The following is an 18,512-nucleotide window of genomic DNA, read 5'->3' as shown; positions in this document are numbered from 1 at the left end:
TAGGACCCCACACCGCAACACCGTCGACGGCTTCGATGTCTGTGACTCGGTTCAGGCGCCGCATGTTCCCTCTTCCCTCGACACAGGTGTCCGGGTGCATCCTCCCCCCGAGGAGCGAGAGGAATTCCTCTCGCACACGTCCTTCGACAGAGCTCTTCCCAGACCCCCGACCGTCCTTCGAAAGAAGCCCCCTAGCCCCGCAGATAAGCCAGCACGGCCAGCACCCGCCGGTGGGTGTCCTCGGCCGGAGGAAGATCCAGTTTGCCCAGGATGTTTCCCATGTGCTTGCCGACGGCCGCCTCGGTGACGACCAGTTGGCGGGCGATCGCGCCGTTGGACTTGCCCTCCGCCACCAGGCCGAGGACCTCGCGCTCGCGCGGTGTCAGCGCCTCCAGCGGATCGCGCCGACGGCGCAGCAGCTGCCGTACGACCTCGGGGTCCACGACCGTCCCGCCCTCGGCCACCCGCTGCACCGCCTCAGCGAACTGCTCGACCTGTCCGACGCGGTCCTTGAGGAGATAGCCGACGCCGGTGCCGTCCCCGGTGTCGAGGAGTTCGGCGGCGTACGCCCGCTGGACGTACTGGCTGAGGACGAGCACCGGCAGGCGCGGATCCGCGGTCCGCAGGGCGAGCGCCGCGCGCAGTCCCTCGTCCTGGAAGCCGGGCGGCATCCGTACGTCGGTGACGACCAGGTCGGGCACGTGCGCGGAGACGGCTTCCGTGAGCGCCGCCGCGTCGCCGACCGCCGCCACGACCTCGTGCCCGAAACGGGCCAGCAGCCCCACCAGCCCCTCCCGCAGCAGCACGCTGTCCTCGGCGAGCACGACTCTCAGCAAGGGATCTCCATACGCAGCACGGTCGGACCACCCGGCGGGCTGTCGACGGTCAGTGTCCCATCGAGGACCGCCAGCCGGTCGGCGAGACCGGTGAGCCCCGACCCCCGCCCCGGGTCGGCTCCCCCACTCCCGTCGTCCCGCACCTCGATCCGCAGCCGGTCCTCGCCGTACCGCCCGCTGATCCACGCCCGCCCCGCCCCACTGTGCCTGCCCACGTTCGCGAGCGCCTCCCGCACCGCGAAGTACACGGCGGACTCGACCGCTTCGGCGAACCGCGGCAGCTCGCTCAGGATCCGGTCCACCTCGACGGGTACGGCGGACCGGTCGGCGGCGTCGGCGATCGCGTCCCCGAGGCCGTAGTCGGCGAGCACCTGCGGATGGATGCCGTGGATCAACTCCCGTAGCTCGCCCAGCACCTGGTCCGCCTCCTGGTGCGCGGCCGCGAGCCGCTCCGCCAGCTCGGGCGGCGCGTCCAGACGCGCGAGCCCCAACGTCATGCTCAGCGCCACCAGCCGTTGCTGCGCCCCGTCGTGCAGATCGCGTTCGATCCGCCGCCGCTCGGCCTCGAACGCGGCCACCAGACGGGCCCGGGACTTCGTCACCTCGGCGAGCCGCTGTTCGGGCTCGCGCGGGGCGAGGAGCAGCCGGGCGAGTGCGGCGCGGGCACGGGCGTACAGCGCGAGCGGCCACAGGAGTACGAGCAGGAGGACCAGCCCGCCGGCCGCGCAGAGGAACGCCGGCCCGTACGCGTCGATCAGCCACAGTTTGGCGATCCGGGTGTCACCGCCGGACACGGCCAGCTGTACGGGCGCCCCCAGCATCGCGCCCGGCACGCCCAGCGCCGCCGCCAGCACCAGCAGGTCCACCGGCCACAGCACGAACGCCAGCAGGACGGCGTACGCGAGCTCGCGCCAGGTCGCCTGCTCGGTGAACCGGAGCCTGGCCCAGGCGGCGAGTCCCGGCTCGTCCGGCGTGCGATGAGGATTTCCCGGATGCGGACTTCCCGGATACGGGTTCCCCGGACGCGGATGCTCCGTATGCGGATGTTCCGGATGCTGATTCCCCCGACGGTCGGGCTGAAGGCTCCCTCGGCCGTCGAGCCGGAGGCTCCTCCGACCGTCGGGCTGGAAACTCCCCCGCCCTTGGGAGAGGCCGGTCCCCGGCGCCGGGTCCACGAGCCGCAGCCGCCACCGCTCCACCACCCCCACGGGCACTCCAGTCAGCGCGAGCAGCGCCAGCAGGGGCAGCCCGACGAGCACGGGGGTCAGCGCGGCGCCGACGACCCCGAGCACCAGCAGCCCGACGAGCAGCGGGACGCCGACGAGTACGCCGCTCACGAGATACCCCACCGGGCGTACCGGATTCCTGCGGATCATGCGGCCACGGTAGGCGGCGCCGGGCAGCAGGGACCATACGAGCAGCGGGTGCGCCAGTGGTGGGCCCAGCCCCACCTAGCGCATCAGCAACTCCTCGCGACCGCGCGCCCGGTACTCGGCCATCAGCCCGTCGACGTCCGCCTCCGCCAGCCTCCGATACGCGCACTCCCCCGGTGGCCGCCACCACACCGGATCCGCGCACCGGAAGCCCTCCCTTCGCAGCCCCACCCGATGGATCTTGTTGGTGGCGGTGACGGGCATCCGCTCCACGATCCGCACGAAACGGGGCGCCATCTTCGTGCCCAAGTCCGGCTGGTCGAGGAGGAATGCACCGAAGTCCAGCGGATCGAAGGAGACGCCCGCCCTGAGGGCCACCGTCGCCATCACCTGGTCCCCGGCCACGGGATCCGGCACCGCGTACACCGCCACGGCGGCAGCGTCCGGGTACCGGGCGAGGATGTTCTCGATCATCGCGGCGGCGAGGTTCTCGCTGTCGACGCGGAGGCGGTCGTCGGTGCGTCCGGCGAAGTAGAGGAATCCGCCGGCGTCGCGGTAGAAGAGGTCGCCGGTCCAGTACCAGCCTCCCCCGTTCTCGACTTCTCCCCCGCTCTCGGCGCGGGGGGACCCCCGTCGCCGCCGGGCGGCATCCGCGGCCGGGTTGCGCCAGTAGCCCTCGAAGAGGTTGCGGCCGCGGTTCACCAACTCTCCTATCGAGTCGGCCCCGTTGAGGAGCCGCCCGTCCTCGGCGAAGACGGCGGGCGGACACTCCCGCCGGGTCGCCGGGTCGACCACCGCGAGGTCGTCGCCGGGCGCCGCCCGCCCGATCGCCCCGGCCGGAGTGCCGGGCACCCGCTGGATGGCCGCGCCGCCCTCCGAGGAGCCGTACCCCTCCACGAGGCGCACCCCGAAGCGCTCCTCGAAGGCGGCCGCGTCGACCGCGCCGGCCTCGGTGCCGAAGCCCATCCGCAGCGGATTGTCACGGTCGTCCGGGCGGGCGGGCGTGGCCAGCAGGTACTGCACGGCGCGGCCCACATAGGTGAAGTACGTGGCCCCGCAGGCCCGTACGTCGGCGAGGAACCCCGACGCGGAGAACCGCCGCCGCAGCGCGACCGTCGCGCCCGCCGCCAGCGCGGGCGCCCAGTCGGCGATCACCGCGTTGCCGTGGAACATCGGCATGCAGATGTAGTGCGTGTCGTCCGGGCGCACCCCGAACTGGTCGACGAGTGACTGCCCGGCGGCGGCGAGCCTGCCCTGGCTGCAGATAGCGGCCTTGGGGGCGCCGGTCGAGCCGGAGGTGAAGTAGAGGAGGAGTCGGTCGTCGGGGGTCGCCCCCGACGCGTCCGGCTTCGCGCCGTCGTACGACGCGAGGAGGTCGGCGTACGCGTCCGTGTCGGTCACCAGCACGCGTACGCCGGGGAGTTCGAGGCCGTCGAGGAGGCGCAGGTGGGCCCGCTCGGTGATCAGGACGCGGCACTCGGTGTGCAGGATGTCGCGGGCCAGTTCGGGGCCGCGCCGGGTCGGATTGATCCCCGCGACGGCGGCACCGGCGAGGGCGGCCGCGCTCAGCCACATCGGAAACTCGGGGGTGTTGTCGAGCAGCACCCCGAGGTGCGGTTCGGCGCCGGGCGGCAGCAGATCGGCGAGCAGCGCCGCCCGCGCCGCCGCGCCCGCCGCCACCCGGTGGTGGCTCAGGACCCGCCCCTCGAACCACAGCCCCGGACGGTGGTCGCCCCACCGTTCCCGCACGAGCTCCGCGACGGTACGCCTCATGGACCCCATAGGGGCGCACCATAATTGACGTACCGTCAGATGGGGAGGGGCGCAACGACGTCCCTACCGTCCCTGCGGCCTACATCCCGCCGAGGAACCCGTCGCTCGCTGCCGACACCTGGTGGTACGTGACCATGAAGCCGACACAGAAGGCGACGATCACGCCGAAGAACACCAGCATGCCGACCGTGCCCGCGGCGGCCTTGACCGGGCTCGGCGCCTGGGCCGTTGCCTTCTCGGGGCGCTCGGCCGCGTAGTGCACGACGACGATGTCGCCCTCGACGACGGTCGAGGGGCCGTTCGCCTCCTCGAAGCGGACCGTGCGGCCCTCACGCGTCATGAACTCGTAGACGTGGTGCAGCGTCGTGGTCACGGATGTGTCGCCACCGCCGCCGCTGGTCGTCGTGTACGAGCGCAGACAGCGCGCCTCCGCGGTCAGTCCGCTGTTCCAGGCACTCCTGAGCTCCAGCGCGCGGCGGACCACCTTGGCCGCCGCAAGAAGCACCACGGCCATGATCAGTCCGGGTATGACGTAGAAGAAGTCGTCCATGAGATTCCCCCGTGTTCGCGCACTCGCGCGTCCGCTACAGCGCCCTGCACGCCGTCGTGGTCATGACGGCGTGCAGGGAACATACCCGCGGGTGCCGGGGCTGCGCCTCAAGGGATCCTCAGAAATCGGGCGCCGTCAGAACATCACGTCCGCGCACGAGTAGAACGCGTTCGCCGTGTCCGCGATCGTCCACACGCCGAGGATGATGTGGTGCCCGCTCTTGCCGGTCGGCAGCGTGCCGGTGTGCGAGAACGTGGACGGGGGGCGCTGTCCGTTGTAGGGGACCGTCAGGAACGGGGTGGTCTCCAGGTCCGCGCGGGTCAGCGCGTGGTTCTGGTTCCAGCCGGTCTTGGTGATGAAGTACTTGAAGTCGGTCGTGGCGTGCATGGCCGTGAACTGCCAGCGGAAGCTGTAGCTCTGGCCGCTGGTGACCTTGGTCGTCGGCCAGGCCGTGCCCGCGGGGGTCTTGGGCTGGTCGAGCTGGCTGAAGTTGGTGTGGTTCGCGGAACAGATCCGGCCGTCGGCGGGCCCGGCCGCGGGGAAGCCCTTCGGGCCCTCGACACTCTGGGGCTCCCACTGGATGTCACCGCAGTTGGCGACGGTGCCGCCGTTGGCGGCGCACATCTTCTGCCGACTGAGGGGCTGGTCGGTGTAGCCGTGGGCGCTGGCGCCGCCGGTCGAGAGCACGAAGGTGCCCGCGGTGGCGAGGCCGAGCGCGGCCGCGTAGAACTTGGCTTTGCGCATGCTGCCGCTCCTGGAGGACGTGGGGGAAGTTCTCGTGAGCTGTGCGCGCAGGGTTCAGGTCTAGACCAAGTCCCAGATTATTGCCGAGAGTTGAACATGTCCATACCAATCACGGCGAGCTTTCCCTGCGCCCCGTGTAGAACGCCACCGTCAGGTCCTTCACCAACGCCTTGCGCTCGTAGTCGTCCAGTTCGACCAGCCCCCGCATGGTCAGCCGGGTCACCGTGTCCTCGACCGAGTCGACGACGGAGGTGAGCACGGTGTCGCGGTGCTGGGCGTCCAGCGCCGCGATCCGCCGGCGCTGCATCACGGCGGCCACCTCGGGCGCGTACTCGATCCGGGTCGGCTGGGCCGAGAACACCTGCAGCCCGACGGGTGCCGTGTCGGCGGCGATCAGCCGGGTCAGCGCCTCGCCGACCGCGTCCGTGTTGCGCAGGGTCACGTCCTTGACGACGGCCGGCGGCACCTCGGCCGGGAGCTGGGAGAGCACCCGGGAGAGCGCCGCCTCCACGCACTCACGCAGATACGTCTGGTGGTCCTCGACCCCGAGCGTGGCACGCGCGGTGTCCTTGACGCGCCAGACGACGAGCACGACCACCCGCAGCGCGACCCCGTTCGCGTCGACCACGGACATCGGCTCGCTGCGCCAGTGCCGCAGCCGGACGTCGACACGGCGGCGCAGCACCAGCGGATTGACCCACATCAGTCCGGTGCGCCGGACCGTGCCGCGGTAACGCCCGAAGAGACCGAGCACCCAGGCCCGCCCTGTCCGACCGCGGGCGAGTCCGCCGAAGCCGAACAGGCCGAGCGCCCCGGCCCCGGCATACGCGGCCCACTGCGCGGGCCCGAGCCCGGCGCCCACGTGCCTCGGAAGGTCCAGCGCCGTCAGCACGGGCGGCGGCAGCGCCCCCGCCCACCACGAGGTGAGCACACATCCGGCCACACCACAGGCCCCGGCCAGCACTCCCGCCACTCCGGGCAGCACGCGGGCGGGGTGCTCGACCAGTTCGGGGTCGACCTCCGGGACCGGGCGCGGGGCCCTGCCGGGTGCGGACCGCCGGATCCGCGGCTGCTCGCCGGTGCCGCGCCGCCGGCCCACGACGGCGGGCGCGAGGGGCACCGAGACCGGCTCGGGGTCGTCCCGGAAAAGCAGGTGGACGGGGATCTCGGTGGTCACCTCGTTCTGAATGAGCCGTGCGGAGCGCGTACCGCCGCCCTCCGCCGTCGATACCGGTGCCGGTGCCGATGTCGATGCCGACGCCGATGCCGATGCCGGCTCCGATGCCGATGCGTCTGACCCCGCCTCTGCCCCTTCGGACTCCGGGGTGTGTGAAGTCGTCGTACTCATACGTGCCTCCATGCCTCCGCGCCTGGAAGTTTCGTAAGAACTCGGATGTCACCCGAACTCGGGATCTCGTCCGAGTTCGGAATCCCGCCCGAGTTCGGGATACCGCCCGGAACTCGGGATGTCGCACGAACTCGAATGGTGTGCAGGATTCGAACGGTGTTCAGGAGAAGAGCCGCCGCCATGTCTCCGGCCCCGGATAACCGTCCGCCGCGCCGCCTCGCCAGCCCTGGGAGCGCTGGAACGCCTCGACGTTGCGCCGGTCCGCCTCGTCCCAGCACGGTCCGGGACTCGCGCTGTAGTACTTGCCGAACCCTTTCTTGATCAGCTGCTTTCCGAGCCGGGCGACGTAGGCGTTCTGCGCGCCCGGCCGGAACATCGCGCGCCCCGGATAGCCGGGCACCCCGTGCGAGGAGGCGCCCGACGTGTCCGTGGAGCCCTTCGCCCCGGGAGACCCCTCGTCCCCGGGGTCACCCGTCGCCGCACCCGGAATGTCCTTGCCTTTCTTCCCCACCAGGTACGACCACGTCTCGGGCCCCGGCAGCCCGTCGGCGTCCACTTCGGCCCAGCCCTGCGCCCGCTGGAACGCCCGAATGGCCTGCCGGTCCGCGTCCGACCAGCGCGGTCCCGGGCCCGTGGCGTAGAAGCGGCCGGCGCCCCGCTCCACGAGGAGGCGGCCCAGTTGGGTGACGTAGGCGTTGTTCGCGCCGGGACCGAAATACGCGTCGCCCGGATAGCCGGTCCCCTTCGCCCCCGCCGCGGACGCGCTCGCGCCGCTCGTCCCCTCGGTCAGCCCCTTGTAGCGATAGGCCACATAGCGGTCGGAGTTGCTCCAGTAGGCGTACGGGGTGGCCTGTTTCCGGGCGTGCGGGCGGGTCTGCTCGTACGCGAGGTAATAGCTGTGCGTGTAGTCCGTCCAGCCGCCGAAAATCACCACGTGCGAGCCCTTGTCGGGATCGGCGGGGTTGTGGAAGAGGAGAATGTCGCCGGGCTGCAGCTGGTCGCGGGAAATCCGCACGCCGAAGGTGCCCAGGGTGCCGGTCCATTCGTTTCCCGGCAGGCCCCAGGCCATCGAGACAAATCCGGAGCAGTCCTGTCGGTACCCGTCCGGCCAGTACGCGTACATGTTGTACGGCACCTGCGCGGCCACCCACTTCTTGGCCCGGTTGATGATCTCGGCTCGGGTCGTCGTGGGCGCCTCGGCCACCGTCGAGGGTTTTCCGGGTTTCGCCGGCCCGTCGGCGGGCTCGTGCAGCGGGGCCTTGCCACCCTGCGGGGTGTCGGGCTCGTCACCTGCGGGAATGCCCGGCCGGGCGGGTCCGTGCGCGACCGCGACGGCCGGTACCGACTGGCCCACACCGAGGACGGTGCCCGCGGCGGCGGCGAGGACGAACGCCACGGGGGTCCCCCCTGCCCGAGCGAAGCCGAGAGCTTGGGGGAGGGCCGCCGGATGGCCCAAGGGCCCGGAAAGCGAGGAATACGGCATGACGCGTCGCCAGTGAACGCATCCGGGGCAGTCGCAGTCGCTCGCGGGATCGAATTCCTCGAATACCGGAGCCGCCATGCGAATCCCCTCACACTCCAGGTGGAAATGTCCGCAGTTCTGCACACTCGTCAGTTTCTCAACTGTCCTCCGGTGTCGCATGTTGACGGTCCGAATGATGTACAGGACCCCTCCGACCTGCCCCGGAGCGCCTCTCCGACGGTCCGGAGCACCCCGCCCGGTCGGGTAGAGTTCTCAGGTCAGCAGGCGCCGCTAGCTCAGTTGGTTAGAGCAGCTGACTCTTAATCAGCGGGTCCGGGGTTCGAGTCCCTGGCGGCGCACCGACCGATGGGGGCCCTCGCAGCCGCGAGGGCCCCCATCGTCGTACGCACACACCGACCCCAGGCTCGTACACGCGTCCCATTGAGCGCGTATGACCGGTTAACACCGCGTTTCGCATCTTGCGATCATGACGGACGGCGTAGAACCCTGGGCTTCAAGGGACTGTCGACACATGACAGTTGGGGGCATGGCCGGTTGCGGACATGGGGGGTTGGGGGCCTCGTTCATGAACAGATGCCGAGGGGGGCATCATGCAACCGGAAGGTCGTCGTTCCATGTCTATAGGGTGTGGATGATGTGGTGACGCTGGCCTGCCAGTGATGCGTCCGTGAAGGTCGAGGGGGACCCGAATGGACGACAGGAACCGACGAACACGCACCCGACCGTGCGTGCGGGGGGATGACTCATGACGTCGACGCCGACGGGCGCCCGGCAGAACTTCGACCCGTCAGAGACGACCCAGCTCCGGGTGCCATCGCACCGGACCGGCGGCTTCCGCAGGATCAGGAAGAGCCTGCCGAGATACGACTACGAGCACTACAGCCGGCTCGCGGGCCCCCTCACGCAGCCCGATCCGAGCAAGCCGTACAAGGTGCAGTACCGCACGCTGCTGTCACAGGAGCCGCACCGCATCAGGGCCGCGCTCATGCTGGGCGCCGCGCCACTGCTCTCGCTGATCCTGCTCGGCTGGCTGCTCCAGCCCGAGCACTGGACCGAACGCGACTACCCGGCCTACGACTTCCTGCCGGCGCTCGACATCGTGATGCTGGTCTCGATCGGCTTGATCGAGTTCTTCCGCTGCATGAACGTATTGTCGAACGCGCACGCCACCCTGGTCGCCCGCGACCCCATCCCGGTGGTGCCCGAGACCGGCACCAGAGTCGCCTTCCTCACCTCCTTCGTGCCCGGCAAGGAGCCCCTCGCCATGGTGACGAAGACCTTGGAGGCGGCCGTCAAGCTGCGCCACCGGGGCCTTCTGCACGTCTGGCTCCTGGACGAGGGCGACGACCCGGAGGTGAAGGAGGTGTGCGCACGCCTGGGTGTGCACCACTTCTCCCGCAAGGGCATCGCGAAGTGGAACCAGGCCAAGGGCCCGCACCGCGCCAAGACCAAGCATGGCAACTACAACGCCTGGCTGGAAGCCCACGGCGACAACTACGACTACTTCGCCTCGGTCGACACCGACCACGTGCCGCTGCCCAACTACCTGGAGCGGATGCTCGGCTTCTTCCGCGACCCGGACGTCGGCTTCGTCATCGGTCCGCAGGTGTACGGCAACTACGACAACCCCATCACCAAGGCCGCCGAGTCCCAGCAGTTCCTCTTCCACGCGCTGATCCAGCGGGCCGGCAACGCCTACGGCGCGCCGATGTTCGTGGGCACCTCCAACGCCGTACGGATCAAGGCGCTGAAGCAGATCGGCGGTCTGTACGACTCGATCACCGAGGACATGGCGACCGGCTTCGAGATCCACCGCCACAAGAACCCCGCCACGGGGAAGAAGTGGCGCTCGGTCTACACCCCGGACGTGCTCGCGGTCGGCGAGGGCCCGAACGCCTGGACGGACTTCTTCACCCAGCAGCTGCGCTGGTCCAGGGGCACGTACGAGACGATCCTCAAGCAGTACTGGAAGGGCTTCTACTCGCTGCCGCCGAGCAAGCTCTTCAACTACACGATGATGATCATCTTCTACCCGATGTCGGCCCTCAACTGGATTCTCGCGGCGCTGAGCTGCGCGCTCTTCCTGGGCCTGGGCGCCTCGGGTGTGAACATCGACCCGACGGTCTGGCTGATGCTGTACGGCAACGCGTCCGCGCTGCAGATCGGCCTGTACATCTGGAACCGCCGCCACAACGTCTCCCCGCACGAGCCCGAGGGCTCGGGCGGCGTGGCCGGCATGGTGATGTCGGCGCTCTCCGCGCCCATCTACGCCCGCTCCCTGATGGACGCCGTGCTGCGCCGCAAGAGCAAGTTCGTGGTGACGCCCAAGGGCGATTCGGCAAGCCCCGACACGCTGTTCGGGACCTTCCGGATCCACCTGTTCTTCATTCTGGTCTTCGCCGGCTCCATCGTCGCCGGCGTCATGCTCGGGCACTCCCACCCCGCGATGATCACCTGGGCCACCTTCGCCCTCCTGATCACCGCTTCGCCGATCTTCGCCTGGCGCTGGGCGATGCGCCAGGAGCGGAAGAAGCCCCCGGTGCCGCCCGAAGCCGTCACCGTTCCTCCCCAGGCCTCCGTGCCGCAGCAGGAACAGCACGCCCCGCATTCGCCGCAGCACAAGCCCACCTGGGCCGCGACCGGCGGGAACGACCAGACGATGCAGATCACCCTTGGGGGAAGTAAGAAATGAAAGACGGTGCCCGCCGCCGCCGTGCCCGCCGCCTCGGGATAACCGGGGTGGTGGTGCTCGCGCTGGCCGGGATGAACGGGCCGTGGCTGTATCGCTTCGGAACGGACAAGTACCACCAGTACACGATCAACAAGCCGGAGTACAAAGCCGCCAACGGTCACTGGGACATCATCAATTTCCCCCAGCAGTACCGGCTGAACACGATCCACGCGGCTCTGCTGCACACCGGCAAGATCCTGCTGATCGCGGGCTCGGGAAACAACCAGGACAACTTCGACGCGAAGAAGTTCGACACGCGGATCTGGGACCCGGTGAAGGGCACCATCAAGAAGATCCCGACGCCGGCCGACCTGTTCTGCACGGGCCACACCCAGCTCGCCAACGGCAATCTGCTGATCGCCGGTGGCACCAAGCGGTACGAGACGCTGAAGGGTGACGTCACCAAGGCCGGCGGCCTGATGGTGGTGCACAACGAGAACCCGGACCAGCCGATCACGCTGCCCGCGGGCACCAAGTTCACCGGCAAGAAGAACGGCAAGACGTTCGTCTCCAAGGACCCGGTGCTCGTACCGCGTGCCAAGAAGGTCTTCGACAAGGCGACCGGCAAGTTCCTGCGCAACGACCCGGGCCTCGGCCGTATCTACGTCGAGGCGCAGAAGAGCGGCCAGAAGTACGAGACGGGCACCCAGGACAACTACCGCATCCAGGGCCTGACGGGCGCGGACGCCCGCAACACATACGGCATCGCGCAGAAGCTCGCCCTGGACAAGAAGGACTTCCAGGGAATCCGGGACGCCTACGAGTTCGATCCGGTCGCCGAGAGGTACATCAAGGTCGACCCGATGAACGAGGCTCGCTGGTACCCGACGCTGACCACCCTGTCGGACGGCAAGGTCCTCAGCCTCTCCGGCCTCGACGAGATCGGCCAGCTGGTCCCGGGCAAGAACGAGGTCTTCGACCCGAAGACCAAGAAGTGGACCTACACCAAGGGCATCCGGCAGTTCCCGACCTACCCGGCGATCTCCCTGATGCAGAACGGCAAGCTCTTCTACTCGGGCTCGAACGCCGGTTACGGCCCCGATGACGTGGGCCGCGACCCCGGCATCTGGGACCTGGCCGGCAACAAGTTCACCAAGGTCCCCGGGCTGAGCGACCCGAACATGATGGAGACCTCCGGCACGGTGCTGCTGCCGCCCGCGCAGGACGAGAAGTACATGGTGATCGGCGGCGGCGGGGTCGGCGAGTCCGAGCTGTCCAGCAAGAAGACCCGGCTCATCGACCTCAAGGCCAAGAACCCGAAGTTCGTGGACGGGCCCGAGCTGGAGAAGGGCACCCGCTATCCGCAGTCCTCGATCCTGCCCGACGACACCGTGCTGGTGTCCGGCGGCTCCGAGGACTACCGCGGGCGCAGCGACTCCAACATCCTCCAGGCGCGGATCTACAACCCCAAGTCGAACACCTTCGACCGGGTCGCGGACCCGCTGGTGGGCCGCAACTACCACTCGGGCTCGATCCTGCTGCCCGACGGCCGCGTGGTGTTCTTCGGCTCCAACTCGCTCTACGCGGACAAGGCCAACACCAAGCCCGCCACCTTCGAGCAGCGCATCGAGATCTACACGCCGCCGTACTTCTACCGCGACTCGCGGCCCTCGCTCTCCGGCGGCCCGAAGACGATCGCCCGCGGTGCCTCGGCGACGTTCACCTCGCAGCACGCGTCGTCCATCAAGACGGCCCGGCTGATCCGGCCGAGCGCCTCCACCCATGTCACCGACGTCGACCAGCGGTCCATCGCGCTGGACTTCACCAAGACGAAGACCGGGATCACGGTGACCGTGCCGAAGAACCGCAACCTCGTCGAATCCGGCTGGTACATGCTGTTCGTGACGGACGACCAGGGAACACCGAGCAAGGCCCAGTGGGTCAAGGTGCCCTGATCCTTTGAGCGTTACGTGACTGGGGGCGCCCTCCGCCCGCGCGGTGGAGGGCGCCCCCAGTCACGTACAGGCCGCTACTCGGAGGCCTTCGCGAGCTTCAGCGCGTAGTCCGCCCACCACTGGCCCGCCTTCGGTCCGCCCTTGCATGTGCCGTCCGACTCACCGGGGCGCTTGACCCACAGGTACGCGTCGACGAGCGGATCGGCGGTCTTGGTCGTCGGGCTCTCGCCCAGCGCGCGGCCCGGCGGGTTGCACCAGTTCTCGTCCGCCTTGCCGCCCGTGTACGGGCCGTTTCCGTTGCGGCTGGTGTCGATGACGAAGTGCTTGTTGCCCACCTTCGCGGACAGCTGCTTGCCGTACGCGAGGGAATCCTGGGTCGAGTAGAAGTTGGAGACGTTGACGGAGAAACCGTCCGCCTGGTCGATGCCCGCCCACTGGAGCGGCTGGAAGATCTGGTCGGGGTGGCCCCAGCCCGCGTTGCCCGCGTCCAGGTACACCTTGGTGTTCTTCAGGGCCTTGAGCTTGGCGATGGCGCCCTTGAGGAGGTCGTAGCGCTCCTCGTGGTACTCGTCCGGGGTGCACTGGTTGACCAGGTGCAGGATCGCGTCCGGCTCCAGGATCACCGTGGCGGGCCGGTCCTCGATGCCCTTGGCGACCCCGTCGATCCAGGCCCGATAGGCGTTGCCGTCCGCGGCGCCTCCCTGCGAGAACTGACCGCAGTCGCGATGCGGGATGTTGTAGAGGACCAGGATCGCGGCGCGGTCGGCCTTCTCGGCGGCCTCGGTGAAGCCGCGCGCCTCCTGTTCCGGGTTCTCCGGCCCGATCCACTCGCCGGTCGGCTGCTCGGCGATCTTGCGGATCTGCTCGGCGTCGTCCTTCTTGCCCGCCTTCACATACGTGGCGACCTGCTCGGCCGCGTTCCCATCCGGATTGACCCAGAACGGGTCCGAGTTCTTGGGCTGCTGTGTGACCTTGGAACCGGAACCGTCGCCCTTGTCGCTGTCGCCCCCGGAGGAGAAACACCCCGCGAGCAGCAGTGCCGCCCCCGCCACCGCAACGGACGCCCGGGCCCCGGCCCCCCTCGTGCCGTACATCCAACTCCCCCTTGGGTGCACCGTCCTAAGTCTCAATCCTGACATACGTCTCGCGCCGCCCACGAGGTCGCCCGACCCTTGTCGGAGAGCTGTTACAGCCCTGACCCTCCGGGTAGGCGCGGTTGAGCGAGGGGACGAGGGTCGACCAGGCCTTCATGACGCTGCGCCGGTACGCGCCGGCACCGGCTGCCGTTGGACGAGGTCGCGACGGGGGTGATCGACGGCTCGGTGGACCGGGACGATCTGGGGGGCGAGCCGCCGCGGTCCACCTGAACGCTCCCATAAAAGCGGCCATCCACCTGCGCGGATAACACAAAGCCACGGATGGTCGACTTGGCGTCAAACAACCTCTAGGCCGGAACGCTGATCCGTTCTACAGTTGCCTCAAACGACCCCAGCCCCCAGCCAGTTGCGCCGTCCGCCCGCGCCTCGCAGACGGCCCCCAGAACCTCCCGCGCCGGTCGCCGGGTTACTCCCGCAGCCCGTGCGCGCGCGGTCGAGGACCAGCCCGGTCGGCGGTCTCGGGGGGAGCGGGCCGTCGACCGGGCCAGGTACGGCTCGCACAGGACTCGCATCCGGGCTGCACCCGGCTCGCACAGGACTCGCATCCGGGCTGCGGTTCGCATCCGGCTCACGATCGGCTTCCGGTGGGTGTCAGAGGCCCGTTCCCGTGAGGTACGCCGAGACGATCACGTTCGCCGTGTAGGTGCGGCTCACCCGGTCGAACGCGCCGCCGCAGGTGATGAGCCGCAGCTCGGCCCGCCCCGACTCGCGCACTCCGTAAGCCTGTTGGGCATCGAAGCCGTCGCGCGGGAGGACCTGGACGTCGTCCACGGTGAACTCGGCGACCGTACCGTCGTCGCGGATCACCCGGACGCTGTCGCCCGGCCGCATCGTGCTGAGCTTGTAGAAGACCGCGGGCTTGGTCTCGGTGTCCACGTGCCCCACGAACAGCGCGGTACCGGCGGCCCCCGGTTTCGTCCCGGCCGCGTACCAGCCGACCACGCCCGACTGGTCGAACGGCGGCGGATCGATCGCGCCCCGCGCGTCGAGCCCGCGGGCCACGACGGGTGCCTGCACCCCCATCGCCGGGATGTCGATGCGCTGCGGCCGCGCGTTCCCGAGCGGCTTCACCGCGGGCGGCAGGCTCACCTCCGGCGGCCGCCCGACGGCCGCGATGTCCCCCGTGGTCGGCGCCGCTATGCCTTGGCCCGCGTCCGTCACCTCGCGGCCCCACAGCCACAGACCGAGCAGCAGCACGACCCAGGCGACACCGGTGATCAGACGCCCGGCGCCGGCGGAACGCTCCCGTTCGGACATGTCAGTCGCGGCTGTCGCGGCCTCGGCGTGCGCTGCGCAGCGCCACGGCCACCGCGGCGACGCTCGCGAGGACGAGGCCGATCACCGCCTGCTTGGTACCGGGTCCGGTCGCCTTGGCGTCCACGGAGGCGAAGCGCGCGGTGCCGCCGCCGCCCGCCTGCACGGGCGCGACCGGTGAGGCGGGCACGGCCGCGTTCGAACCGCCTTGCGGTACGACGACGACCGTGCCGCCGACCTTGCCGTCGTCGCCGTCGCAGCTGACCTTGATCGCGTACGTGCCGGGCGTGAGCGAGGTGGGCACGCGTGTCTCGCCGAGGAGCACACCGCCGCCCTGGCCGGTGAGCTGCGCGTCCGTCACGAAGGCAGCCGACTTCGCGGTGCCCGCCTGGTCCGTGCAGCCCGTCGCGCGCAGCTGGATGTCGCTGCCGGGGGCCGGGGACGACGGCGTCACGGAGACGCCGTCGTCGGCCGCGTACGCGAGGGGTGTGCACGCGGCCGCGACCACCGCCCCGGCACAGAGAGTGAGTCGCATTGAGCGCATCGTGAACCTCCAGATACCTGGAGACTCCCCCTCGGGACGGCGGCGCGCATCTTCAGAGGGGCGCGACTGCTCCGTACGAGTTGTGAATGGTTTAGCCGCGCCCGGGCCGGGAGGGTCGGCTCCGCGTTCCGGATCCCGCCCGGTGTGCGCGTGACGACAGGCCCTAGGTCCTGTCGTCAAATTCCCGTCGTCCGCCCGGAGGGCGGGCCCTGCGGCGTCAGGTGCGTGCTCTCGGCGTGCCGGGCACAGGCCCTCGTACTGGATGTACTTGGGTCTGTGCCCGGTGCGGCGAGAGTGCGTGCATGGCGTCGCGGGGCAGACGGGAATTTGACGACAGGGCCTAGACCCGGTCGACCAGGTCCGCGATCGAGTCCACGACCTTCGACGGCCGGTACGGGTACCGCTCGATCTCCGCGGGAGTGGTCAGTCCCGTGAGTACCAGGAACGTCTCCATCCCGGCCTCCAGACCTGCCAGGACGTCCGTGTCCATGCGGTCGCCGATCATCGCGCTGGTCTCGGAGTGCGCCCCGATGGCGTTCAGGCCGGTCCGCATCATCAGCGGGTTCGGCTTGCCCGCGAAGTACGGCTGCTTGCCGGTCGCCTTGCTGATGAGCGCGGCGACCGCGCCGGTGGCCGGGAGCGGGCCCTCCGTGGACGGGCCCGTCTCGTCGGGGTTCGTGGCGATGAAGCGGGCGCCGCCCTTGATCAGCCGGACCGCCTTGGTCATCGCCTCGAAGGAGTACGTACGGGTCTCGCCGAGGACCACGTAGTCCGGCTCGTGGTCGGTGAGGACGTACCCGATGTCGTGCAGTGCCGTGGTCAGGCCCGCCTCACCGATGACGTACGCCGTGCCGCCGGGGCGCTGGTCGTCCAGGAACTTGGCGGTGGCCAGCGCGGAGGTCCAGATGTTCTCGACCGGGACGTCAAGGCCCATGCGCTGGAGCCTGGCGTGCAGGTCGCGAGCGGTGTAGATCGAGTTGTTGGTGAGCACCAGGAAGGGTCGGCCGGATTCCCGCAGCCTCTTGATGAAGGCGTCTGCGCCGGGGATCGGCACACCCTCGTGGATGAGCACACCGTCCATGTCGGTGAGCCATGACTCGATGGGCTTGCGCTCTGACATGTGCTGGGTCTCCTGCCGTCCTGGCGTACGTACGCACACGATCCGGGGGCGCCGGAACGACGCTGTGCCGACGCCCACAGCCTAGTCAGGACCGTACGGTCGCCATCTCGTCAGGCCTGTTTGATCGCCACTCCGTCGATCACCCAGTACCAGTTGTTGCCGCCGGTGTAACGGAAACGCACGCGGGCCGTCGTCGCGCCGGCCGGTACCTGGAGGCCGATGGCCTCCGTACGGGAGGACACGTCGGCGGTGTACGTCCGCACCGGGACCGGCGCGGCACCGTCGTAGGAGACGAGCACCTCGCCCTTCGTCCGTGGTGAAGGACCAGCCGCGCCACTCGATGACCCCGCCCGTGCCCATCACGGAGTTGTCCACCGACCAGCCGCTGGGCGGGGTGTGCGTGAAGGTCAGGGCGTCGAGATTCGGGGCGTCGGCGTCCTTGATCCGGTTCAGCAGGGTGCCTGCGTGACGACACGGGATCCTCCGTCGAGGGGAGTGGTGTGGGGCACGGATGAGGGGCTGCGGCGTGTTCGGGCATGGCAACGCCCCCGGTGGTTCCAGGGGCGTTGCGGGTGGAGCGCTGTGCGGGAGAGGTCAGCTGCCGGTGGCCGACTTCCAGTCCTCGACGTACGACTGGAGGTTCTTGTCGATGTCGGCCCAGTCCGGCTCGAAGACCTCGACGCCGTCCATGAGCTTGGTCAGGGCGATGGCGTTCGCGTCGGTGGCCTTGACGTCCTTGCGGGCGGAGAAGCCTCCGCCGATCTCGCTGACCTGCTGCTGGGCCTTGGCGGAGAGCATGAAGTCGAGAAGCTTCTTGCCGTTCTCCGAGTGTGGGGCCTTGGTGACGAGCCCCCCGGCGTACGGGAGGGCGAAGGTGGTGGGCTTTCCGGCGGCGTCGGCGGCCTTGTCGGTGGCCCCCGGGAACCAGATGCCCAGGTTCGGCATGTCCTTGGACTGCGCGTAGTTCATCTGGACGTCGCCGTTCGCGACGAGGAGTTCGCCCTTGTCCACCTTGGGGGCGAGCTTGCCGGTGGAGGCGGACGGGCCGACGTTGTTGGCCTGGAGCTTCTTCAGGTAGGCCAGCGCCGGCTCCTTGCCGCCGAAGTCGTGGATCGCCTTGATGAGCACGGCGGTTCCGTCGCCGGCGACACCCGGGGTGGAGTACTGGAGCTTGTTCTTGTACGTCGTGTCGAGCAGCTCGTCCCAGGTGGTGGGCGCCTGCTTGAGCTCCTTCTTGTTGTAGACGAAGCCGAAGTAGTTGTTGACGACGGAGGTCCAGGTGGCGTCGGCCGCCTTGTCGGCGCCGTCGACCTGGTCGGAGCCCTTGGGGGCGTACTTCTGCAGCAGCCCCTTGCCGTCGGCCTGCTGGATGAACGGCGGCAGGGTGACGAGGACGTCGGCCTGCGGGTTGGTCTTCTCGCGGACGGCCCGCTGGACCATCTCGCCCGAACCCCCCTCCACGTACTTGACCTTGATCCCGGTCTCCTTCTCGAAGTCCTTGAAGACCTGGTCGTACCAGCCGTCGCCGTTCTCGCCCTTGAGGCCGTCCGCGCTGTACACGGTGACGACCTTGGCGTCGGAGGCGGCGGACTCGCCGCCGCAGGCGGTGAGGGAGGAGGCGAGGACGAGGCTGCCGAGGACGGCGGCGATCGGCTTGAGGCGCGAGTTTCTGGGCATGGCGAGGCGAACTCCTTGCGTTCGTTC

General features: G+C 69.5%; 15 protein-coding genes and 1 tRNA gene. 3 read left to right on the top strand and 13 right to left on the bottom strand.

Translation table 11 applies throughout. The annotated features are described in order from the left end of the window. Window positions 1–191: 191 nt before the first annotated feature. The 7 genes from IEY95_RS06110 to IEY95_RS06080 form a co-directional block, all read right to left on the bottom strand. On the bottom strand, window positions 192–824 hold the full coding sequence (locus tag IEY95_RS06110) for a response regulator (RefSeq protein WP_308429291.1): 633 nt from the start codon (window positions 822–824) through the stop codon (window positions 192–194). Between the two features lie 5 nt (window positions 825–829). Beyond that, window positions 830–2,212, bottom strand: a complete 1,383-nt coding sequence (locus IEY95_RS06105) for a sensor histidine kinase (RefSeq protein WP_229702614.1) — start codon at window positions 2,210–2,212, stop codon at window positions 830–832. Window positions 2,213–2,287: 75 nt separating this feature from the next. After that, window positions 2,288–3,991 carry an AMP-binding protein gene (locus tag IEY95_RS06100; RefSeq protein ID WP_189184839.1) on the bottom strand — a complete coding sequence of 568 codons (1,704 nt, stop codon included), beginning with the start codon at window positions 3,989–3,991 and terminating at the stop codon, window positions 2,288–2,290. Window positions 3,992–4,061: 70 nt separating this feature from the next. Next, the gene (locus IEY95_RS06095) at window positions 4,062–4,532 is read right to left on the bottom strand and encodes a DUF3592 domain-containing protein (RefSeq protein ID WP_189184838.1); all 471 of its coding nucleotides are present in this window, start codon (window positions 4,530–4,532) and stop codon (window positions 4,062–4,064) included. 135 nt (window positions 4,533–4,667) lie between these two features. Beyond that, window positions 4,668–5,276 carry a lytic polysaccharide monooxygenase auxiliary activity family 9 protein gene (locus tag IEY95_RS06090; RefSeq protein WP_189184837.1) on the bottom strand — a complete coding sequence of 203 codons (609 nt, stop codon included), beginning with the start codon at window positions 5,274–5,276 and terminating at the stop codon, window positions 4,668–4,670. Between the two features lie 109 nt (window positions 5,277–5,385). Further along, complete coding sequence (locus IEY95_RS06085) at window positions 5,386–6,624, bottom strand: SPFH domain-containing protein (protein ID WP_189184836.1); 1,239 nt, start codon at window positions 6,622–6,624, stop codon at window positions 5,386–5,388. 160 nt (window positions 6,625–6,784) lie between these two features. Beyond that, window positions 6,785–8,185: a peptidoglycan-binding protein gene (locus IEY95_RS06080; protein WP_189184835.1), complete on the bottom strand. Its 1,401-nt coding sequence runs from the start codon at window positions 8,183–8,185 to the stop codon at window positions 6,785–6,787. Between the two features lie 186 nt (window positions 8,186–8,371). Here IEY95_RS06080 and IEY95_RS06075 point away from each other — a divergent pair. The 3 genes from IEY95_RS06075 (at window position 8,372) to glxA (ending at window position 12,733) form a co-directional block, all read left to right on the top strand. Further along, window positions 8,372–8,445 (top strand) — tRNA-Lys (locus tag IEY95_RS06075). 407 nt (window positions 8,446–8,852) lie between these two features. After that, window positions 8,853–10,799, top strand: a complete 1,947-nt coding sequence (locus tag IEY95_RS06070; RefSeq protein WP_189184834.1) for a glycosyltransferase family 2 protein — start codon at window positions 8,853–8,855, stop codon at window positions 10,797–10,799. Next, window positions 10,796–12,733 (top strand): radical copper oxidase GlxA, encoded by a 1,938-nt coding sequence (glxA, locus tag IEY95_RS06065; protein WP_189184833.1) that lies wholly within the window; start codon window positions 10,796–10,798, stop codon window positions 12,731–12,733. The genes IEY95_RS06070 and glxA overlap by 4 nt, the downstream gene beginning before the upstream one ends. 74 nt (window positions 12,734–12,807) lie before the next feature. Here the strand turns inward: glxA and IEY95_RS06060 are convergent, their stop codons facing one another. From IEY95_RS06060 to IEY95_RS06035, 6 genes are all read right to left on the bottom strand, one after another. Next, window positions 12,808–13,827, bottom strand: a complete 1,020-nt coding sequence (locus tag IEY95_RS06060) for a glycoside hydrolase family 6 protein (RefSeq protein ID WP_189184832.1) — start codon at window positions 13,825–13,827, stop codon at window positions 12,808–12,810. Between the two features lie 654 nt (window positions 13,828–14,481). After that, complete coding sequence (locus tag IEY95_RS06055) at window positions 14,482–15,147, bottom strand: class F sortase (protein WP_189184831.1); 666 nt, start codon at window positions 15,145–15,147, stop codon at window positions 14,482–14,484. Between the two features lies 1 nt (window position 15,148). Continuing rightward, window positions 15,149–15,688: a hypothetical protein gene (locus tag IEY95_RS06050; RefSeq protein ID WP_189184830.1), complete on the bottom strand. Its 540-nt coding sequence runs from the start codon at window positions 15,686–15,688 to the stop codon at window positions 15,149–15,151. A gap of 340 nt (window positions 15,689–16,028) precedes the next feature. Then, window positions 16,029–16,808 carry an HAD-IIA family hydrolase gene (locus IEY95_RS06045; RefSeq protein ID WP_189184829.1) on the bottom strand — a complete coding sequence of 260 codons (780 nt, stop codon included), beginning with the start codon at window positions 16,806–16,808 and terminating at the stop codon, window positions 16,029–16,031. A gap of 110 nt (window positions 16,809–16,918) precedes the next feature. Beyond that, window positions 16,919–17,107 carry a hypothetical protein gene (locus IEY95_RS50585; protein WP_373294436.1) on the bottom strand — a complete coding sequence of 63 codons (189 nt, stop codon included), beginning with the start codon at window positions 17,105–17,107 and terminating at the stop codon, window positions 16,919–16,921. Window positions 17,108–17,402: 295 nt separating this feature from the next. Further along, entirely contained in the window at window positions 17,403–18,485 is a 1,083-nt protein-coding gene (locus tag IEY95_RS06035) for a 2-aminoethylphosphonate ABC transporter substrate-binding protein (protein ID WP_189184828.1), read from the bottom strand. Window positions 18,486–18,512 lie beyond the last annotated feature (27 nt).

Origin of the sequence: Streptomyces albiflavescens (assembly GCF_014645835.1) — a bacterium.
Classification (GTDB): Bacteria; Actinomycetota; Actinomycetes; order Streptomycetales; family Streptomycetaceae; genus Streptomyces; species Streptomyces albiflavescens.
The sequence above is the reverse complement of the archived record's forward strand: the minus strand, read 5'-3'. Positions and strand labels throughout refer to the sequence as shown.